General features: G+C 50.4%; 13 protein-coding genes. 6 read left to right on the top strand and 7 right to left on the bottom strand.

Features of this window, described 5'->3' with window-relative positions; all coding sequences use genetic code 11:
- The first annotated feature begins 1 nt into the window (after position 1).
- The 4 genes from CPA45_RS01435 (at position 2) to CPA45_RS01420 (ending at position 4,777) form a co-directional block, all read left to right on the top strand.
- On the top strand, positions 2–895 hold the full coding sequence (locus CPA45_RS01435; protein ID WP_096649645.1) for a carbohydrate ABC transporter permease: 894 nt from the start codon (positions 2–4) through the stop codon (positions 893–895).
- Between the two features lie 12 nt (positions 896–907).
- Entirely contained in the window at positions 908–1,180 is a 273-nt protein-coding gene (locus CPA45_RS01430) for a DUF2160 domain-containing protein (RefSeq protein WP_096649643.1), read from the top strand.
- Positions 1,181–1,260: 80 nt separating this feature from the next.
- Positions 1,261–3,000 carry an ABC transporter substrate-binding protein gene (locus CPA45_RS01425; protein ID WP_096649641.1) on the top strand — a complete coding sequence of 580 codons (1,740 nt, stop codon included), beginning with the start codon at positions 1,261–1,263 and terminating at the stop codon, positions 2,998–3,000.
- 127 nt (positions 3,001–3,127) lie between these two features.
- The gene (locus tag CPA45_RS01420; protein WP_096649639.1) at positions 3,128–4,777 is read left to right on the top strand and encodes a glycerol-3-phosphate dehydrogenase/oxidase; all 1,650 of its coding nucleotides are present in this window, start codon (positions 3,128–3,130) and stop codon (positions 4,775–4,777) included.
- A gap of 99 nt (positions 4,778–4,876) precedes the next feature.
- On the opposite strand, the gene CPA45_RS01415 is transcribed toward CPA45_RS01420, so the two are convergent.
- The 6 genes from CPA45_RS01415 to CPA45_RS01390 all read right to left on the bottom strand — a co-directional run bounded on the left by CPA45_RS01415 (position 4,877) and on the right by CPA45_RS01390 (position 11,794).
- The gene (locus CPA45_RS01415) at positions 4,877–5,101 is read right to left on the bottom strand and encodes a hypothetical protein (RefSeq protein ID WP_096649637.1); all 225 of its coding nucleotides are present in this window, start codon (positions 5,099–5,101) and stop codon (positions 4,877–4,879) included.
- 646 nt (positions 5,102–5,747) lie between these two features.
- Positions 5,748–7,232: a glycerol kinase GlpK gene (gene glpK / locus CPA45_RS01410; RefSeq protein WP_096649635.1), complete on the bottom strand. Its 1,485-nt coding sequence runs from the start codon at positions 7,230–7,232 to the stop codon at positions 5,748–5,750.
- Positions 7,233–7,465: 233 nt separating this feature from the next.
- Positions 7,466–8,224 carry a DeoR/GlpR family transcriptional regulator gene (locus CPA45_RS01405; protein WP_078090264.1) on the bottom strand — a complete coding sequence of 253 codons (759 nt, stop codon included), beginning with the start codon at positions 8,222–8,224 and terminating at the stop codon, positions 7,466–7,468.
- Between the two features lie 158 nt (positions 8,225–8,382).
- Positions 8,383–10,245 carry an SLC13 family permease gene (locus CPA45_RS01400; protein WP_096649633.1) on the bottom strand — a complete coding sequence of 621 codons (1,863 nt, stop codon included), beginning with the start codon at positions 10,243–10,245 and terminating at the stop codon, positions 8,383–8,385.
- Positions 10,246–10,416: 171 nt separating this feature from the next.
- Positions 10,417–10,608 (bottom strand): Clp protease/crotonase-like domain-containing protein, encoded by a 192-nt coding sequence (locus CPA45_RS01395; protein ID WP_244287509.1) that lies wholly within the window; start codon positions 10,606–10,608, stop codon positions 10,417–10,419.
- A 208-nt stretch (positions 10,609–10,816) separates the two neighbouring features.
- On the bottom strand, positions 10,817–11,794 hold the full coding sequence (locus CPA45_RS01390) for an NADPH:quinone reductase (protein ID WP_096649631.1): 978 nt from the start codon (positions 11,792–11,794) through the stop codon (positions 10,817–10,819).
- Positions 11,795–11,952: 158 nt separating this feature from the next.
- On the opposite strand from CPA45_RS01390, the gene CPA45_RS01385 reads away from it, so the two are divergent.
- Positions 11,953–12,720, top strand: coding sequence for a glycerophosphodiester phosphodiesterase family protein (locus tag CPA45_RS01385; RefSeq protein WP_096649629.1), 768 nt, complete (start codon positions 11,953–11,955; stop codon positions 12,718–12,720).
- A 40-nt stretch (positions 12,721–12,760) separates the two neighbouring features.
- Entirely contained in the window at positions 12,761–13,621 is an 861-nt protein-coding gene (gene nfo / locus CPA45_RS01380) for a deoxyribonuclease IV (protein WP_096649627.1), read from the top strand.
- Here the strand turns inward: nfo and CPA45_RS01375 are convergent.
- Positions 13,591–14,178 (bottom strand): helix-turn-helix domain-containing protein, encoded by a 588-nt coding sequence (locus CPA45_RS01375; RefSeq protein ID WP_096649625.1) that lies wholly within the window; start codon positions 14,176–14,178, stop codon positions 13,591–13,593. The genes nfo and CPA45_RS01375 overlap by 31 nt on opposite strands.
- Positions 14,179–14,328: the final 150 nt, after the last annotated feature.

Genomic DNA, 14,328 nt, shown 5'->3' with positions numbered 1-14,328 from the left:
TATGTACCGTATTGAAAACACCCAGCAAGGTGAAAAATACAACACCATTTTCAGCCGCACTACCCCAGCACAGCGACGCAAGCGAAATGCTCGCAGCAGGTTACGCTCGCGAGTGCTGCTAAGTTTGTACCTGTTCTTGATGATTCTGCCAATTTACTGGCTGATCAACATGTCACTCCAGACAAATAGCGAAATTCTTGGCTCCATGACGCTGTGGCCTCAGAACTTAACCTTCGACAACTACCTGCGCATCTTCAACAACCCCAGTTGGTACATGGGCTACGTCAATTCAATGATGTATGTCTCCATGAACATGCTCATCACTATCTGTGTCGCACTACCCGCGGCCTACGCCTTCAGTCGCTACCGTTTTATCGGCGACAAGCATCTTTTCTTCTGGCTGCTGACCAACCTAATGGCACCGCCCGCCGTGTTTTTGCTGCCCTATTTCCAGCTCTATTACTCAGTCGGCTTGTTTGATACCCATATTGCAGTGGCGCTCGCCCACTGCCTGTTCAACATCCCGCTAGCTATCTGGATTTTAGAAGGCTTTATGAGCAGCGTGCCTAAAGAAATTGACGAGACCGCCTACATCGACGGCTATAGCTTTCCGCACTTCTTTATCAAAATTTTCATTCCTATGATTCGCTCAGGCATCGGCGTCACGCTGTTTTTCTTGTTCATGTTCTCATGGGTAGAGCTTCTGCTCGCACGAACATTAACCGCCACTAACGCCCAGCCAATAGGAATGATTATGACCCGCACCTCAACGGCATCGGGCATCGACTGGGGAACGTTAGCAGCGGCTGGGGTGCTTACTATTGTGCCCGGTATTTTGGTGGTCTATTTCGTTCGTAATCATATTGCCAAGGGCTTTGCCCTGGGCCGCACCTAAGGAGTAGCTGCTATGACGTGGATGGTATGGACAACCCCAACTGCCATTTTCTTTTCATCTATTGCAGCGATGCTAGCGGGTATGACGCTATGGGAAATCTTATCGCCCACTATTGAGCGTAAAGGCTTCCTGCCAATTAGCACTACCCGGGGTGACCGGCTATTTATTGGCCTGTTATCCGCCGCATTTATTCACTTAGGCGTTATCGGTTTTACGACGCTTTCAATCTGGATTGCACTAGCACTATCAGCTTTATGGCTGCTGGTGTTAATGCGCTGGGGCTAGCAGTCACGCAAGCCCCAGCGTTACGACGGTATCAGGGACGGTTACAACACCAGGGAAGACCACAATAAAACGAGGTCAACATGCGTAATAAAACATTCAAACTCACTACCCTCGCCGCTAGCCTTATGCTCGCCTCGGGCACGCTACTTGCCGACGAGCACGATGCACGGGCTATTGCCGAGCGTCTGGTTGATGAACACTTCCAGAACTCGACGCTTAGCCGGGAAGAGCAGATTGAAGAGCTACTATGGTTTGCCCAAGCAGCCGAGCCATTTCGTGGCATGAATATCCAGACCGTTGCTGAAGGTCTCACAACCCACGTATATGAAAGCGAAGTGCTGGCACCTGCATTTAGCGAGCTTACGGGTATCAACATCACCCACAATATTATCGGCGAAGGTGACTTAGTCGATACGATGCAGAATCAGATGCAGTCCGGTAACAGTATCTACGATGGTTACATCAATGATTCTGACTCTATCGGCACCCATATTCGCTACGGCACAACGATTAACCTCTCTGAAGCGATGGATAACGAGTGGGCTGATCTTACCCTTCCCACATTGGATCTCGACGATTTCATTGGCCTGCAATACACCACAGGGCCAGACGGCAATATTTATCAACTACCTGCACAGCAATTCGCCAACTTATACTGGTTCCGCTACGACTGGTTCCAACGTGAAGACCTGCAGGAGCAGTTTCGTGATATTTACGGCTATGACTTAGGTGTCCCAACTAATTGGACGGCGTATGAAGATATCGCCGAATTCTTTACTGAACACGTCGGTGAAATTGATGGTACCCGGGTATATGGTCATATGGACTATGGCCGCCGTGACCCATCTCTTGGCTGGCGCTTCCACGATTCTTGGCTTTCCATGGCTGGTATGGGTAGCCCCGGAGTGCCCTTTGGCAATCCAGTGGATGACTGGGGTATTCGCGTAAATGAGGACAGCCAACCAGTAGGTGCTAGCGTTAGCCGTGGTGGTGCCACTAACTCTCCAGCATCCGTCTTCGCCATGCAAAAGGCCGTAGACTGGCTACGTGATTATGCCCCTGAAGAAGCACAAGGCATGACCTTTGGTGAAGCGGGCCCGGTGCCTGCCCAAGGCCACATTGCGCAGCAAATTTTCTGGTATACCGCGTTCACCGCTGACATGACCGACCCTGCAGTTGCTGTGACCGACGATGAAGGTAATCCGCTGTGGCGTATGGCCCCTTCCCCCACCGGGCCTTACTGGGAAGAAGGCATGAAGGTCGGCTATCAGGATGTGGGATCGTGGACATTCTTTGACTCAACTCCAGAAGATCGCCGGTCAGCCGCTTGGCTGTTTGCCCAGTTCACTGTTGCTAAGACGACATCGCTAGAGAAGCTGATGGCTGGTCTTACGCCGATCCGTGAATCCGATATCTTTTCTGATCAAATGAGTGAAATGGCGCCCAAACTAGGTGGCTTAGTAGAGTTTTACCGTAGCCCTAACGAATCCAACTGGACCCCTACCGGCACTAACGTCCCCGACTACCCGCGCATGGCACCGCTATGGTGGCAAAACCTAGCCCCTGTAATGAGTGGCGAAGTTAGCCCGCAAGAAGGCCTGGATAAGCTGGCAGCCGATATGGATAACACCATGAACCGCCTCGCCCGCGCAAACGTCTTCGATAGCTACGCTCCCGTGCTAAACGAAGAGCGCGATCCCCAATACTGGCTTGACCAGGAAGGTTCACCGAAACCTAAGCTCGACAATGAAATGCCGCAGGGAACCACCGTTCCTTACGATGAAATGATGGAAGCATGGATGGAAGCAGGCACACGCTAACCTATGCTGGGCGGGCTAAGGCCCGCCTCTTCTGGAGGGTTTCATCAGCGGTAAGCGGGCATTGTGCCTATGCATTTGTTGAGACCGCATCCAACACGGGGCTTTTTCTTTGTTAATTGGAACCGCTATGAAACTGCGTAACCGCAATATTGAGAAATTGCACACTGACGAATTTGACGCACTAATTATTGGTGGCGGCATCAATGGCGCTGCAACTGCTGCAGCACTGGCTGGCAAAGGCGCTAAAGTTGCCCTTATTGATCGTGGTGACTTCGCAGGCAGCACCAGCATGCACTCCTCAAATTTAGTTTGGGGTGGCATTAAGTATATGGAAAGTAAAGATTTTGCACTGGTGAGAAAACTGTGCAAAAGCCGCAACCATCTCATAAAAAGCTACCCATCTACCGTTCAAGAAATACGTTTTCTCACTACGATTACTAAAGGTTTTCGTCACTCCCCACGCTACTTATGGGCGGGAACTTGGCTTTACTGGCTGATGGGGAATGGCTTTACCAAGCTTCCTCGTCTGCTTTCTCCTAAAAAGATCAAGCAAGAAGAGCCCATTATTGACATTAATGGCTCAGTGGGTGGGTTTGAGTATTCCGATGCCTATCTGCACGATAATGACGCCCGCTTTGTGTTTAACTTTGTTCGCCATGCGCTTAACTACGGCGCCGTTGCCGCTAACTATGTTGAGTCACTTGGGGCCGAGCGTGAGGGGGAGTATTGGCTAACACAAGCACGCAATGTTATGGATGGCAGCACGTTTAGCATACGCTCAAAAGTACTTATTAATGCTGCTGGCCCCTGGGTAGATCAACACAATGCGTTAACAGGGCAGAAAACCACTCACCAACACATGTACTCCAAGGGCATCCACTTAATTGTCCCTCAATTAACAAGTACCAAGCGCGTATTGGCATTTTTCGCCGACGATGGGCGGCTATTTTTTGTTATCCCCATGGGTAACCGCACCTGTATCGGTACCACAGATACCCATATGGAGCACCCAGAAGTGGATGTCACAGCGGAGGACACAGCCTTCGTATTGGAAAATATCAATAAGCGGCTAACGCTAGAAAAACCGCTTACCCAAGACGATATTATTTCAACACGTTGCGGCGTTCGCCCACTGGCCATCAAGGCAGACCAAGGCAGTGACCGCGATTTTCTTCAACTATCTCGCAAACACGTCATCGATACCAACCCTGATAGCGCCCACATCAGTATTTTTGGCGGCAAACTGACTGACTGTTTGAACGTGGGCGATGAAATTGCCGACGAGGTGGTTCGGCTAGGCGTCCACTTAACTGATATTGACTACCGCTGGTATGGCGAGCCACCTGAACCTGTTAAGCAACAGTTTATGGACCAGGCCAGACGAATGAATTTAGATGCGATGACCGCACCTACATCTACCGAGCCCCTCTCTTCAAGGCTGTGGCGACGCTACGCTGAACAAGCGATGCCCATGTTAGAAAAAATTCGTCAGGATCCCGCGGAAGCAGATATCCTTATCGAAGGCACGGAGTACATTCGATGCGAACTGGAACATGCTAGAGATCATGAGATGATCACACAGCTAGAGGACTTTCTACGTCGCAGAGCCAAGGTCTCACTGGTGGTTCATCATGAACAGCTCAGGCACTCCAAAGGCTTAAAAGAAGCATGCCGAGTGCTGTTTGGCGACGATGCAGAAACATACTTTGACACCTACTTTGCTGAGAACCGCGATACCTCTCGCCCCTATAGCTCGCCGCCGGTAGAAATTGATTAAACGACAATAGAGTTAACGTTACAGACACTATAAATTAACCATAAAAAGCCCCCTCATTAATAATGAGGGGGCAATAAGTATAACAAGTTAGTTCGTACGCTACTCTTCGTTTTCAATTAGCAGTTGAGAGTCGCCTGCCAATACTTCATCCCACGCTTCTTCTAATGTGTAGCCCATACGGCTATCGATGGTATCGATAACTTCAACCGCATGTTGAAGCGACTCACGATTGCTTTTCAGGGCTAGAACCAGCTTGGCTAAGTCCTGCTTACTGAATGTGCTAGCGATACGGTCGGCTTGTTGGCTCAATTCTGTGCAGTTCATGGTCAATCCCTCATGGTATGGTCAGCCGCTGCTTGCTATTGTTGAAACTCGTTTAGTCAATAATCAAGCAGCCATCTTATTTAACGACGAATGGTGACGTTGCTACTCATGCTGAGCCGGGTAAGTGCTCAGTTCGGTAACTGCGAAACGGTCACAAGCGTTGCAAGACCTTCGCCTTTGGCACCTGGGTAAAACGGTAGTGCCTCGGTTGTAGCAAGGGGCCAGGTAGTTATATCGGGATAACGACACACCTCCCTGATCCATGACTCCACTATGGTTCACTGCAGCAAAGCTAACAATGCGTCATTGGCAGCAGGTGGGGTTGTAGCTCGACTACATCAACAAAGATTAAGCGTCATTGATGTTAAATACTTTCAGGAGACTAGCCAGACGCCTATCTTTTGTTACATTTTAGTGCATTTTGGCGAGTTAAATCGGTAAGCGCCAAAAGAAAAGAAATTGCCAGAAGAGAAATAAATTTAAAAATTAAATTTATTAGTTGGAAAATAACTCTACACCAGTAAAAACTGCTGAGATTATACAGCCAATCAATTATTCATCTACTCGACAAAAGATGTAAAAAGGCCGCAACAAAGAGCCACGACCTGTCGTTAAACCAAGTAGTTAGCAGTAATTAATTAAATAATTAACTGGAACGCACCCGTGATACAGCATCTAGCCAGCCTTGGTAGAGCTGTTCCCGGTTGACCTCATCCATTTTCGGCGTAAAGCTTCTCTCGCACCGCCAGAGCTGCTCAATCTCTTCGAGAGTCTCGTACCAGCCCAGACGTAAGCCAGCAAGATACGCCGCCCCCAGCGCTGTTGTTTCAAGAATGGTAGGCCTGTCTACCTGCACATTAAGCATATCGGCCAAAAACTGCATCACCCAGCTGTTTTTTACCATGCCACCATCGACACGTAGCTTACCCGGTGAAGCATCCATATCATCATTCATACAGTGCTGAAGATCACGGGTTTGATAACAGACTGCTTGTAGCCCCGCTGCTACAATTTCAGCAATACCAGTATCTCGGGTAAGCCCAAAGATAGCCCCTCGGGCTTTCGGGTCCCAGTGGGGAGCCCCCAAGCCAGTAAACGCTGGCACCAGATACACGCTATGCCCACTACGGGTTCCCCGAGCGAGTGCTTCTGTTTCGGAGGCATCTGCAAATAGGTTCAAGCCATCACGCAGCCACTGCACTGTAGCACCAGCTACAAAAATGCTGCCCTCCATTGCATAGGTGGGCTTACCGTTTATTCGGTAGCCAATCGTCGTTAATAGACGATTGCGCGATAGAGAAGGCGTTTCACCAGTGTTAACGATCATAAAGCACCCGGTGCCATAAGTGCTTTTACCCATACCTGGCCGAAAACAGGCCTGCCCTACCAGTGCAGCTTGCTGATCGCCAGCAACCCCGGCAATGGGCAACGGCTCTCCCAGCCAACACGCATCCAGTGTACCAAAATCGTCACTTGAGTCCTTCACCTCCGGCAGCATGTTCGCTGGTACATTAAACAGCTTCAGCAGAGACTCATCCCACTGCTGGGTGTGTATATTAAATAGTGCGGTGCGTGACGCATTAGTGGCATCCGTAACGTGCCGTTTACCACAGGTTAAACGCCAAATCAGAAAGCTATCGACCGTACCAAAAGCTAATTCGCCGCGATCAGCACGCTCTCGGGCACCCTCTACATTGTCCAATATCCAAGCGAGTTTGGTAGCCGAAAAGTAAGGGTCAATGAGCAATCCTGTTTTAGCCTGAACGCCTTCCGTATGGCCTTGGTCACGCAGCGACTGGCATAGTTCAGAGGTACGCCGGTCTTGCCACACGATAGCATTGTAGAGAGGTTTACCCGTCTTGCGATCCCACACCACCGTTGTTTCCCGCTGATTGGTGATGCCTACGCCATCAACCTGCAAAGCGCTCACATTCGCTTTCACTAACACGTCTTTACAGGTTGCTAAAACAGAGTCCCAAATATCTTCTGGGTTATGCTCAATCCAACCATCTTGCGGAAAATGCTGGGGAAACTCCTGCTGTGAAACAGCGGCAATTTGCCCTTGGCGGTCAAAGAGAATAGCGCGAGAGCTGGTCGTACCTTGGTCGATGGCGAGAATAAAAGAGGTCATATCATATTCGCTTTGTTGTAGGGTTCTTTCGAATTTATTTTTTTACTTTCGCTTTGTTATCATCCAAGGCTACTCCAGCCGCATCTCAGGCTCAAGTGCGAATCTCGTATCACAATCTTTCTTACACAACCGGGCTACAAGGTCGTTAGCGAACACCACCGTAATCCACAAGCGAATAGCTCTGCATAGCTGCTATGAACAAGCACTGTGAATATAAGTACGCTAGATAAGCACTATGCAATATGCAGTGCCACATCGTGCTGGGTAAGCAGCCGCAGAATAGCCTCAGGTGGCTTACGGTCCGTGAACAGAGCATCCAGTTGAGAAATATTGCCCTGGCGCACCACTGGGTTACGGTGAAACTTAGAGTAATCGGCCGCTAAATAGATACGCCGGGAATTGGCGATAATAGCTTGAGCAACACGTACTTCCTGGTAGTCAAATTCCAGCAGCGAGCCATCTTCATCAATGCCGCTAATACCAATGATGCCGTAATCCACTTTAAACTGATTGATGAAGTCGATGGTTGCCTCGCCGATAATACCGCCATCCCTGGAACGCACCTGCCCACCGGCAATAATTACCGTGAAATCTTCTTTATGCTGAAGAATGGCAGCCACATTCAGGTTATTGGTGATAATTTCCAAGCCTTGGTGCTCCAATAGCGCTTGAGCAATGACTTCATTACTGGTGCCAATGTTAATAAACAAGGAGGAGTGGTTAGGTATATGCTGCGCCAAACAGCGGGCAATACGCTCTTTTTCTTCAAGATGAAGGGTTTTACGCGTGCTGTAGGCGGTATTGACGGTGCTTGATTCAATACCCACCCCGCCATGAACCCGCCGCACACGCCCATCGTCGGCAAGTGTGTTCAAGTCACGACGAATTGTCTGTGGTGTTACAGAGAAATGGTCTGTGAGCTGCTCGATACTCATATAGCCGTGCTGGCGAACTAGCTCGACAATAGCATCCTGACGAAATTGTTGATTCATAAGCCCGGCCTGTTCTTTATTTGTTAATCTTTGCGCGTCTAGAGTAGCAAAATTTTCGCTAGCTACTAATGCGAAAATCACAGCACTGAGTAAAACACCGCACATATAGATAGGACGCTGAATGTAGTACCGCCCGTATCAGGCTTCTAACGTCAGCATCAAAGCGGCCATATGAACAGAATCATTGGGATCGCGACCACCAGAACCACTAAAGACAGCGGCAGCCCCAATTTCCAGTAATCGCCAAACCGATAACCACCGGGACCCAGTACCAGCGTGTTCGACTGATGACCAATAGGTGTTAAAAAAGCACAGGATGCGCTTACCGCAACGACCATCAAAAAGGGATCCAACGACACCTCAAAGCCACTTGCCAAACTGGCCGCTATAGGTGCCATTAACAGCGCAGCAGCTGCATTATTCACCACGTTGGAGAGCAACATAGAGAGAATAAACAGTCCTGCGAGCGAAACGATAATCGGCCACTCAACGCCAAACTTAAGCAGCCCACTGGCAATAATCGCGGCACCACCGCTGGTTTCCAGCGCCTCTCCCACTGGCAGCATTGCAGCTAGTAGCACAATCACCGGGCCATCAATTGCCTGATAACCCTCCCGCAGCGGCAGCACGCCGATGAGTAACGAGATTAATGCCGCCGTACTCATCGCAACCGCCGCTGGCAATAAGTCGAACAGCATGGCCACAATGGCTAACGCAAAAATGCCTATCGACATTGCCAACTTGCGGGGTTGGCCTAAATGCAGCTCACGATTGGCCAGCGGTAAACACCCGAGGGATGACAAACTTTCTGAAATTTCATTCTCACTGCCCTGTAGTAGCAGTACATCACCGGTTTGAAAGCGAATATCCTTTAAACGCTGCTTTAGGCGTCCACCATCCCGCGCTACGGCGACTAAATGCAGCCCAAATTGATGGTGTAACCTCAGTTGGCGAACACTGCGATTGACCATTCTCGAATCGCTACGCACAACGGCTTCGATCAGTTGTAGGCCTTCTGTATCTACGGGCTTTGCTGCTTTTTTATCGCTCCCACTCTGCTCATTCAACTGGTCACGATTAGCGGCCTCGTTTTCTTCCTCGGGATCCTCTTCTGGTTCAGCAACAACACTTAACCCCACCTTATCTTCGAGTAATTTCAACTCATCAGGGCCAGCTTCGAGAAGTAAGATATCGCCCTCCTGAAGCACGCTATGGAAGTTATAGCCCGCCCGCCGATCGTCATCGCGCACTACAGCCAATATCGGTATGGTCTCTTCCAGCTCATCGCGTAATTGTTGAAGTGTTAGCCCATTGGCTTTTGACGCTTCGGGCACCTTTAATTCCACTAAGTAATTCGCGGTATCAAACATCTCATCGGTTGAGGCCTGTCCACTGCGCGCTGGGGTTAAGCGCCAGCCTACCAGTACAATAAAAACCAAGCCGACCAGCGCTACGACAATCCCCACCGGTGAAAAGCTAAACATACCAAAACTCTCGCCCGTCACACTGCCACGGTAAGCGGAAATAATAATATTTGGCGGCGTGCCAATTAGCGTAGTTAACCCTCCCAATAGTGAACCAAATGCTAGAGGCATTAACAGCAGTGAGGGTGAGGTGTTGTGCTCTCGGGCAAGGCGCATTGCCACCGGTAGTAATAGCGCTAAGGCACCTACGTTATTCATTACCCCGGAAAGCACCACAACGGTACCTACCAGTACTAAAAGCTGCAGCAGCAGCCGTTCGCCTACTTTCAGCACTTGATTGGCAATAATATCCACGACGCCTGAGCGTTCAAAACCGCGACTAATCACTAACACAGCGGCCACTGTAATAACGGCAGGATGCCCAAAGCCCATAAACGCAGACTCGGAGGGCACTAATCCAAGCATCACGGAGCCAAGCAGTGCCGTGAGTGCCACTAAATCATAGCGGAAGCGCCCCCACATAAAGGCGGCTAAGGTTAAACCCAATACAATAAACACGAGCGTGCTGGGGGTGAGCCCTATATTTTCCATTGCCATCTATTGCCATCTCCATATGTTACGCAGCTCACTGAACACACCCTGCATTCAGCCACGCAGTAGACAACGACTATACGACCGGAAAGCTGCGGAAAACAATTACACCTGCCAAGCAGTAAACAAAAAGCCTGGCATAGCCAGGCTTCAACAACGTTGGGCAAGATAGCTAAATTATTTTTTCATACTAGCCAACAATCGCTCCACCGCCTCAAGATGTTCCGGCTCGTTATGGCACATGCCCTGGAAAACTGCGCAAGCATCCAAAAAGCCTTTTAGCGCCATATTCGCCGCTATTTTCATCAACCGCTTGGTTAAACGGGCTGCTTTTGGCGGTTGGGCAGCAATGCGTGCTGCGTGAGTCATGGCCGCATTCATTAACGCATCCGGCTGGCAGCGGTTCGCTCACTCAGCGGTGGCTGACAATATCATCGACAAGCTGGGGTCATACCGCCGACTGCACCACGCGAGCTCCTGTTTGGCACAGCAGATCAACCATCATCTGATAATAGCGTCAGAGCACCCGCGCCAATGAGGAAGCGGGTGCCACTGAATGCCAGAAGGAGTGCCCCAGCTAGGGAAGAAGAATGGTTGAGCCAGTAGTCTTGCGGCTCTGTAGCGCATCTTGAGCATTACCCGCCTCTTTCAGCGGATAGCGGTTTGCAACATCAATTTTCAGCTTACCACTCTCAATCATGGCGAAGAAGTCTTGGCACATCATCTCCAGGCGTTCGCGGGTATCAGCGTAGCCATTCAGGCTCGGCCTTGTCACAAACAGCGCTCCTTTCTGGTTAAGAATACCGATATTCACACCTTCTACAGGGCCAGAGGCATTACCAAAACTCACCATCAACGCCCGTGGCTTTAAGCAGTCCAGTGACGTCTCCCAGGTATCTTTACCCACAGAGTCGTAGACCACATCGCACATCTCACCATTGGTTAGCTCACGTACCCGCTCTACGACGTTCTCTTTTGTGTAATTAATTGTTGCCCAGGCACCGTTCGCCATGGCCAGGTCAGCTTTTTCCTGGGAGCTAACGGTACCGATTAACTTAACGCCGAGCGCTTTAGCCCACTGGCAGGCAATAGAACCAACACCGCCGGCCGCGGCGTGGAACAAAATGGTTTCACCACCTTTTAATTCATAGGTCTGGCGTAGTAGGTATTGCACCGTTAACCCTTTCAGCATACTGGCAGCGGCGGTATCAAAATCAATAAAGTCAGGCAGCTTGACCACTTTGGAAGCAGGCAATGTATGCAGCTCAGCGTACGCCCCCAGAGGGCCTTGAGCGTAGGCCACGCGGTCGCCAACTTTTAAGTGAGTAACACCCTCGCCCACGCTATCTACTACACCCGCCCCTTCAGTGCCTAAGCCTGAAGGCATTGAAGGGGCCGGGTAAAGCCCAGTACGGACATAGATATCAATAAAGTTCAGCCCCACTGCCTTATTGGCAATGCGCACCTCACCGGCACTTGGCGCTACTGGCTCAACATCGACCCACTCCAGTACATCTGAATCGCCAGTTTTTGAAAATTCAATGCGCTTAGCCATACTCAAAGCTCCTGTGACTTATTGGACATGTCTTGTACCGCTATCCAACCGCTTCACGCGCGATAAATCAAGCAGTAGCCAATATGAGGAGGCAATATTCGTGTCATGCACTCATGCTAAACTTTTAGCACTTTACTAATCCCTTAAAAGGTTGTGGCATGACGCACCCAGCAATCACCTTACCCGCGCTGATAGCACATCGTGGCTATTCGGCGGCTGCGCCAGAAAACACGTTAACTGCGGTTAGAGCTGCCTATGAAGCGGGCACAACTTGGGTAGAGCTAGATGTGCAGTTACTAGGCGATGGCACCCCGGTCATTTGGCACGATAGCGATGTTAACCGCTGCTCCGACGGCCGTGGCGAGCTTGCTACAATGACTTGGCAACAAGCCCAATGCTTAGATGTCGGCAGCTGGTTTGGTGATTCCTTTACAGGCGAAAGGATGGCAAGCCTAGAAGCGATGCTTGCACTGCTTAATGAGTTGGACATGGGGGTAAATCTAGAAATCAAGGTAAACAAAGGCCGCGACCCCATCGCTCTTGTCGATACCGTGATGCCACAAGTGTTATCGGCCCTGCCTGCCGAAAGACTGATAGTATCGTCATTTGATCGCACTGCCCTTGCCCACTGCCGCCACTTTGCCCCCCAAGAATCACTCGCTCTTGGTGTGCTATTTGGTAGTACGCCTAAAGACTGGCGAAATCAGTGTGAAGCTGTAGGGGCCTATAGCATTCATTCACATTGGCCGCGCTTAAAGCGCACCCAGGCAGATGCTATGCGCCGGGATGGTTACCAGATTTTGTGTTATACCCCCAACGATCCCAGCGCCTTTGATAGCCACTGGACGTGGGGAGTTAGCAGCGCTATCACCGATGAACCCGAGGCCTTCTTACGTTACCTGGGGCACCGGCGTCAGAACGGTTAATGGCTCAATAAACCTGCAGCCCATGAAAGTAAGGAAAACGATGAAATATCTTGGCGCCCATGTCAGTGCAGCGGGTGGTGCAGACCAAGCCGTTACTCGCGCCGTGGAAATCGGTGCAACCGCGTTTGCTCTGTTCACTAAGAACCAGCGCCAGTGGAAAGGTAAACCACTGACCGACGAGGCCATTTTAGCGTTTAAACAGGCCTGTAAAACCTACGGTTTTGGGCCTCATCAAATTTTGCCCCACGACAGCTATCTGATAAACCTGGGCCACCCAGAAGCAGAGGGGCTAGAAAAGTCCCGTGCAGCGTTTTTAGACGAAATGCAGCGCTGCGAGCAACTGGGCCTTACGCTGCTAAATTTTCACCCTGGCAGCCATTTAAATAAGATCAGCGAGTCTGACTGCCTCAAACGAATTGCCGAGTCGCTTAACGAGGCATTAACACACACCAGTGGCGTTACAGCAGTGATTGAAAACACCGCTGGCCAAGGCACTAACCTTGGCTGGCGTTTTGAGCACTTGGCGGAAATTATTGAACAGGTCGATGACAAAACCCGCGTTGGCGTGTGTATTGATACCTGTCACGCCTTTGCTGCTGGGTATGACTTGCGCACCGTTGAAGCAACCCAAGCCACTTTAAATGAACTTAACAGTGTCGTCGGCTTTGAATTTTTACGTGGCATGCATTTAAACGATGCCAAAAGCGCATTTGCCAGCCGTGTTGACCGCCACCACAGCCTGGGCAAAGGCAATATCGGGTTAGATGCGTTTACCACCATCATGCAGGATACGCGCATTAGCGGCATTCCCATGATTTTAGAAACCATTGAGCCCGACATATGGGCTGATGAAATTAACTGGCTGCGTACTCAAGCACCGGAAGTCGCCCCAGGCAGATAGTGAATCACATCGTGAAAACGTAGCCGGGTTGCAGAGCTATTGCGCATAGCGTGGGGTCTGTCAGCGAAAAAACGCAGCCCCTCGCCTACGCGCAGCGTTTGCCAACGCTCATCAATGCGCAGCTCCATCTCCCCTTCAACTACTACGATATGCTCAACCACACCGCTAGCGTGGGCCGATGACTCACTCATCGCCCCCGGCGCCAACTCAATCATAAACATTTCAAAGCCCAACAACGGGTCATAAGGGAACAGTAGCCGCGCCTGCATGCCGGTACTGTCCTCGCCCCAAACAGACTCCCATCCATCGCGATGTAGCTCCCCTAAAGCGGGTTTATCGCTGTCAAATAGCGTAGAGAACGATACTTTAAAGCCGCTGGCAATTTTCCAGAGGGTGGATACCGTCGGGCTGGATTCGCCTCGCTCAATTTGCCCTAGCATGGCTTTACTGACACCGGTTTCCATCGCAGTACGATCCAGACTCCAGCCGCGCTCTTTACGTATCTGTTTAACAGTACCCGCGATATGTTCAGCAATGGTATGCGGCTCGCTCGCCATTCGGATCTCCTTTAATAAGGTTGGAGTAGTTTACCGACTCCCCCACCCATGCAACACCGCCAGTTTTACCTTGAGCACAGTTTTACCTTGAGCACAGTTTTACCTCGAGCATTGCTTTTACCTCGAGCATTGTTTCATATCCGGTACTGT

The organism is Vreelandella nigrificans (genome assembly GCF_002374315.1).
Classification (GTDB): domain Bacteria; phylum Pseudomonadota; class Gammaproteobacteria; order Pseudomonadales; family Halomonadaceae; genus Vreelandella; species Vreelandella nigrificans.
This window is presented reverse-complemented; position numbering and strand designations above follow the sequence as displayed.

What these genes read in the sequence shown, in the direction of transcription:
- CPA45_RS01435 (WP_096649645.1), top strand. Translation starts at nt 2, where the DNA reads ATGTACCGTATTGAAAACACCCAGCAAGGTGAAAAATACAACACCATT.
- CPA45_RS01430 (WP_096649643.1), top strand. Translation starts at nt 908, where the DNA reads ATGACGTGGATGGTATGGACAACCCCAACTGCCATTTTCTTTTCATCT.
- CPA45_RS01425 (WP_096649641.1), top strand. Translation starts at nt 1,261, where the DNA reads ATGCGTAATAAAACATTCAAACTCACTACCCTCGCCGCTAGCCTTATG.
- CPA45_RS01420 (WP_096649639.1), top strand. Translation starts at nt 3,128, where the DNA reads ATGAAACTGCGTAACCGCAATATTGAGAAATTGCACACTGACGAATTT.
- CPA45_RS01415 (WP_096649637.1), bottom strand. Translation starts at nt 5,101, where the DNA reads ATGAACTGCACAGAATTGAGCCAACAAGCCGACCGTATCGCTAGCACA.
- glpK (WP_096649635.1), bottom strand. Translation starts at nt 7,232, where the DNA reads ATGACCTCTTTTATTCTCGCCATCGACCAAGGTACGACCAGCTCTCGC.
- CPA45_RS01405 (WP_078090264.1), bottom strand. Translation starts at nt 8,224, where the DNA reads ATGAATCAACAATTTCGTCAGGATGCTATTGTCGAGCTAGTTCGCCAG.
- CPA45_RS01400 (WP_096649633.1), bottom strand. Translation starts at nt 10,245, where the DNA reads ATGGCAATGGAAAATATAGGGCTCACCCCCAGCACGCTCGTGTTTATT.
- CPA45_RS01395 (WP_244287509.1), bottom strand. Translation starts at nt 10,608, where the DNA reads ATGACTCACGCAGCACGCATTGCTGCCCAACCGCCAAAAGCAGCCCGT.
- CPA45_RS01390 (WP_096649631.1), bottom strand. Translation starts at nt 11,794, where the DNA reads ATGGCTAAGCGCATTGAATTTTCAAAAACTGGCGATTCAGATGTACTG.
- CPA45_RS01385 (WP_096649629.1), top strand. Translation starts at nt 11,953, where the DNA reads ATGACGCACCCAGCAATCACCTTACCCGCGCTGATAGCACATCGTGGC.
- nfo (WP_096649627.1), top strand. Translation starts at nt 12,761, where the DNA reads ATGAAATATCTTGGCGCCCATGTCAGTGCAGCGGGTGGTGCAGACCAA.
- CPA45_RS01375 (WP_096649625.1), bottom strand. Translation starts at nt 14,178, where the DNA reads ATGGCGAGCGAGCCGCATACCATTGCTGAACATATCGCGGGTACTGTT.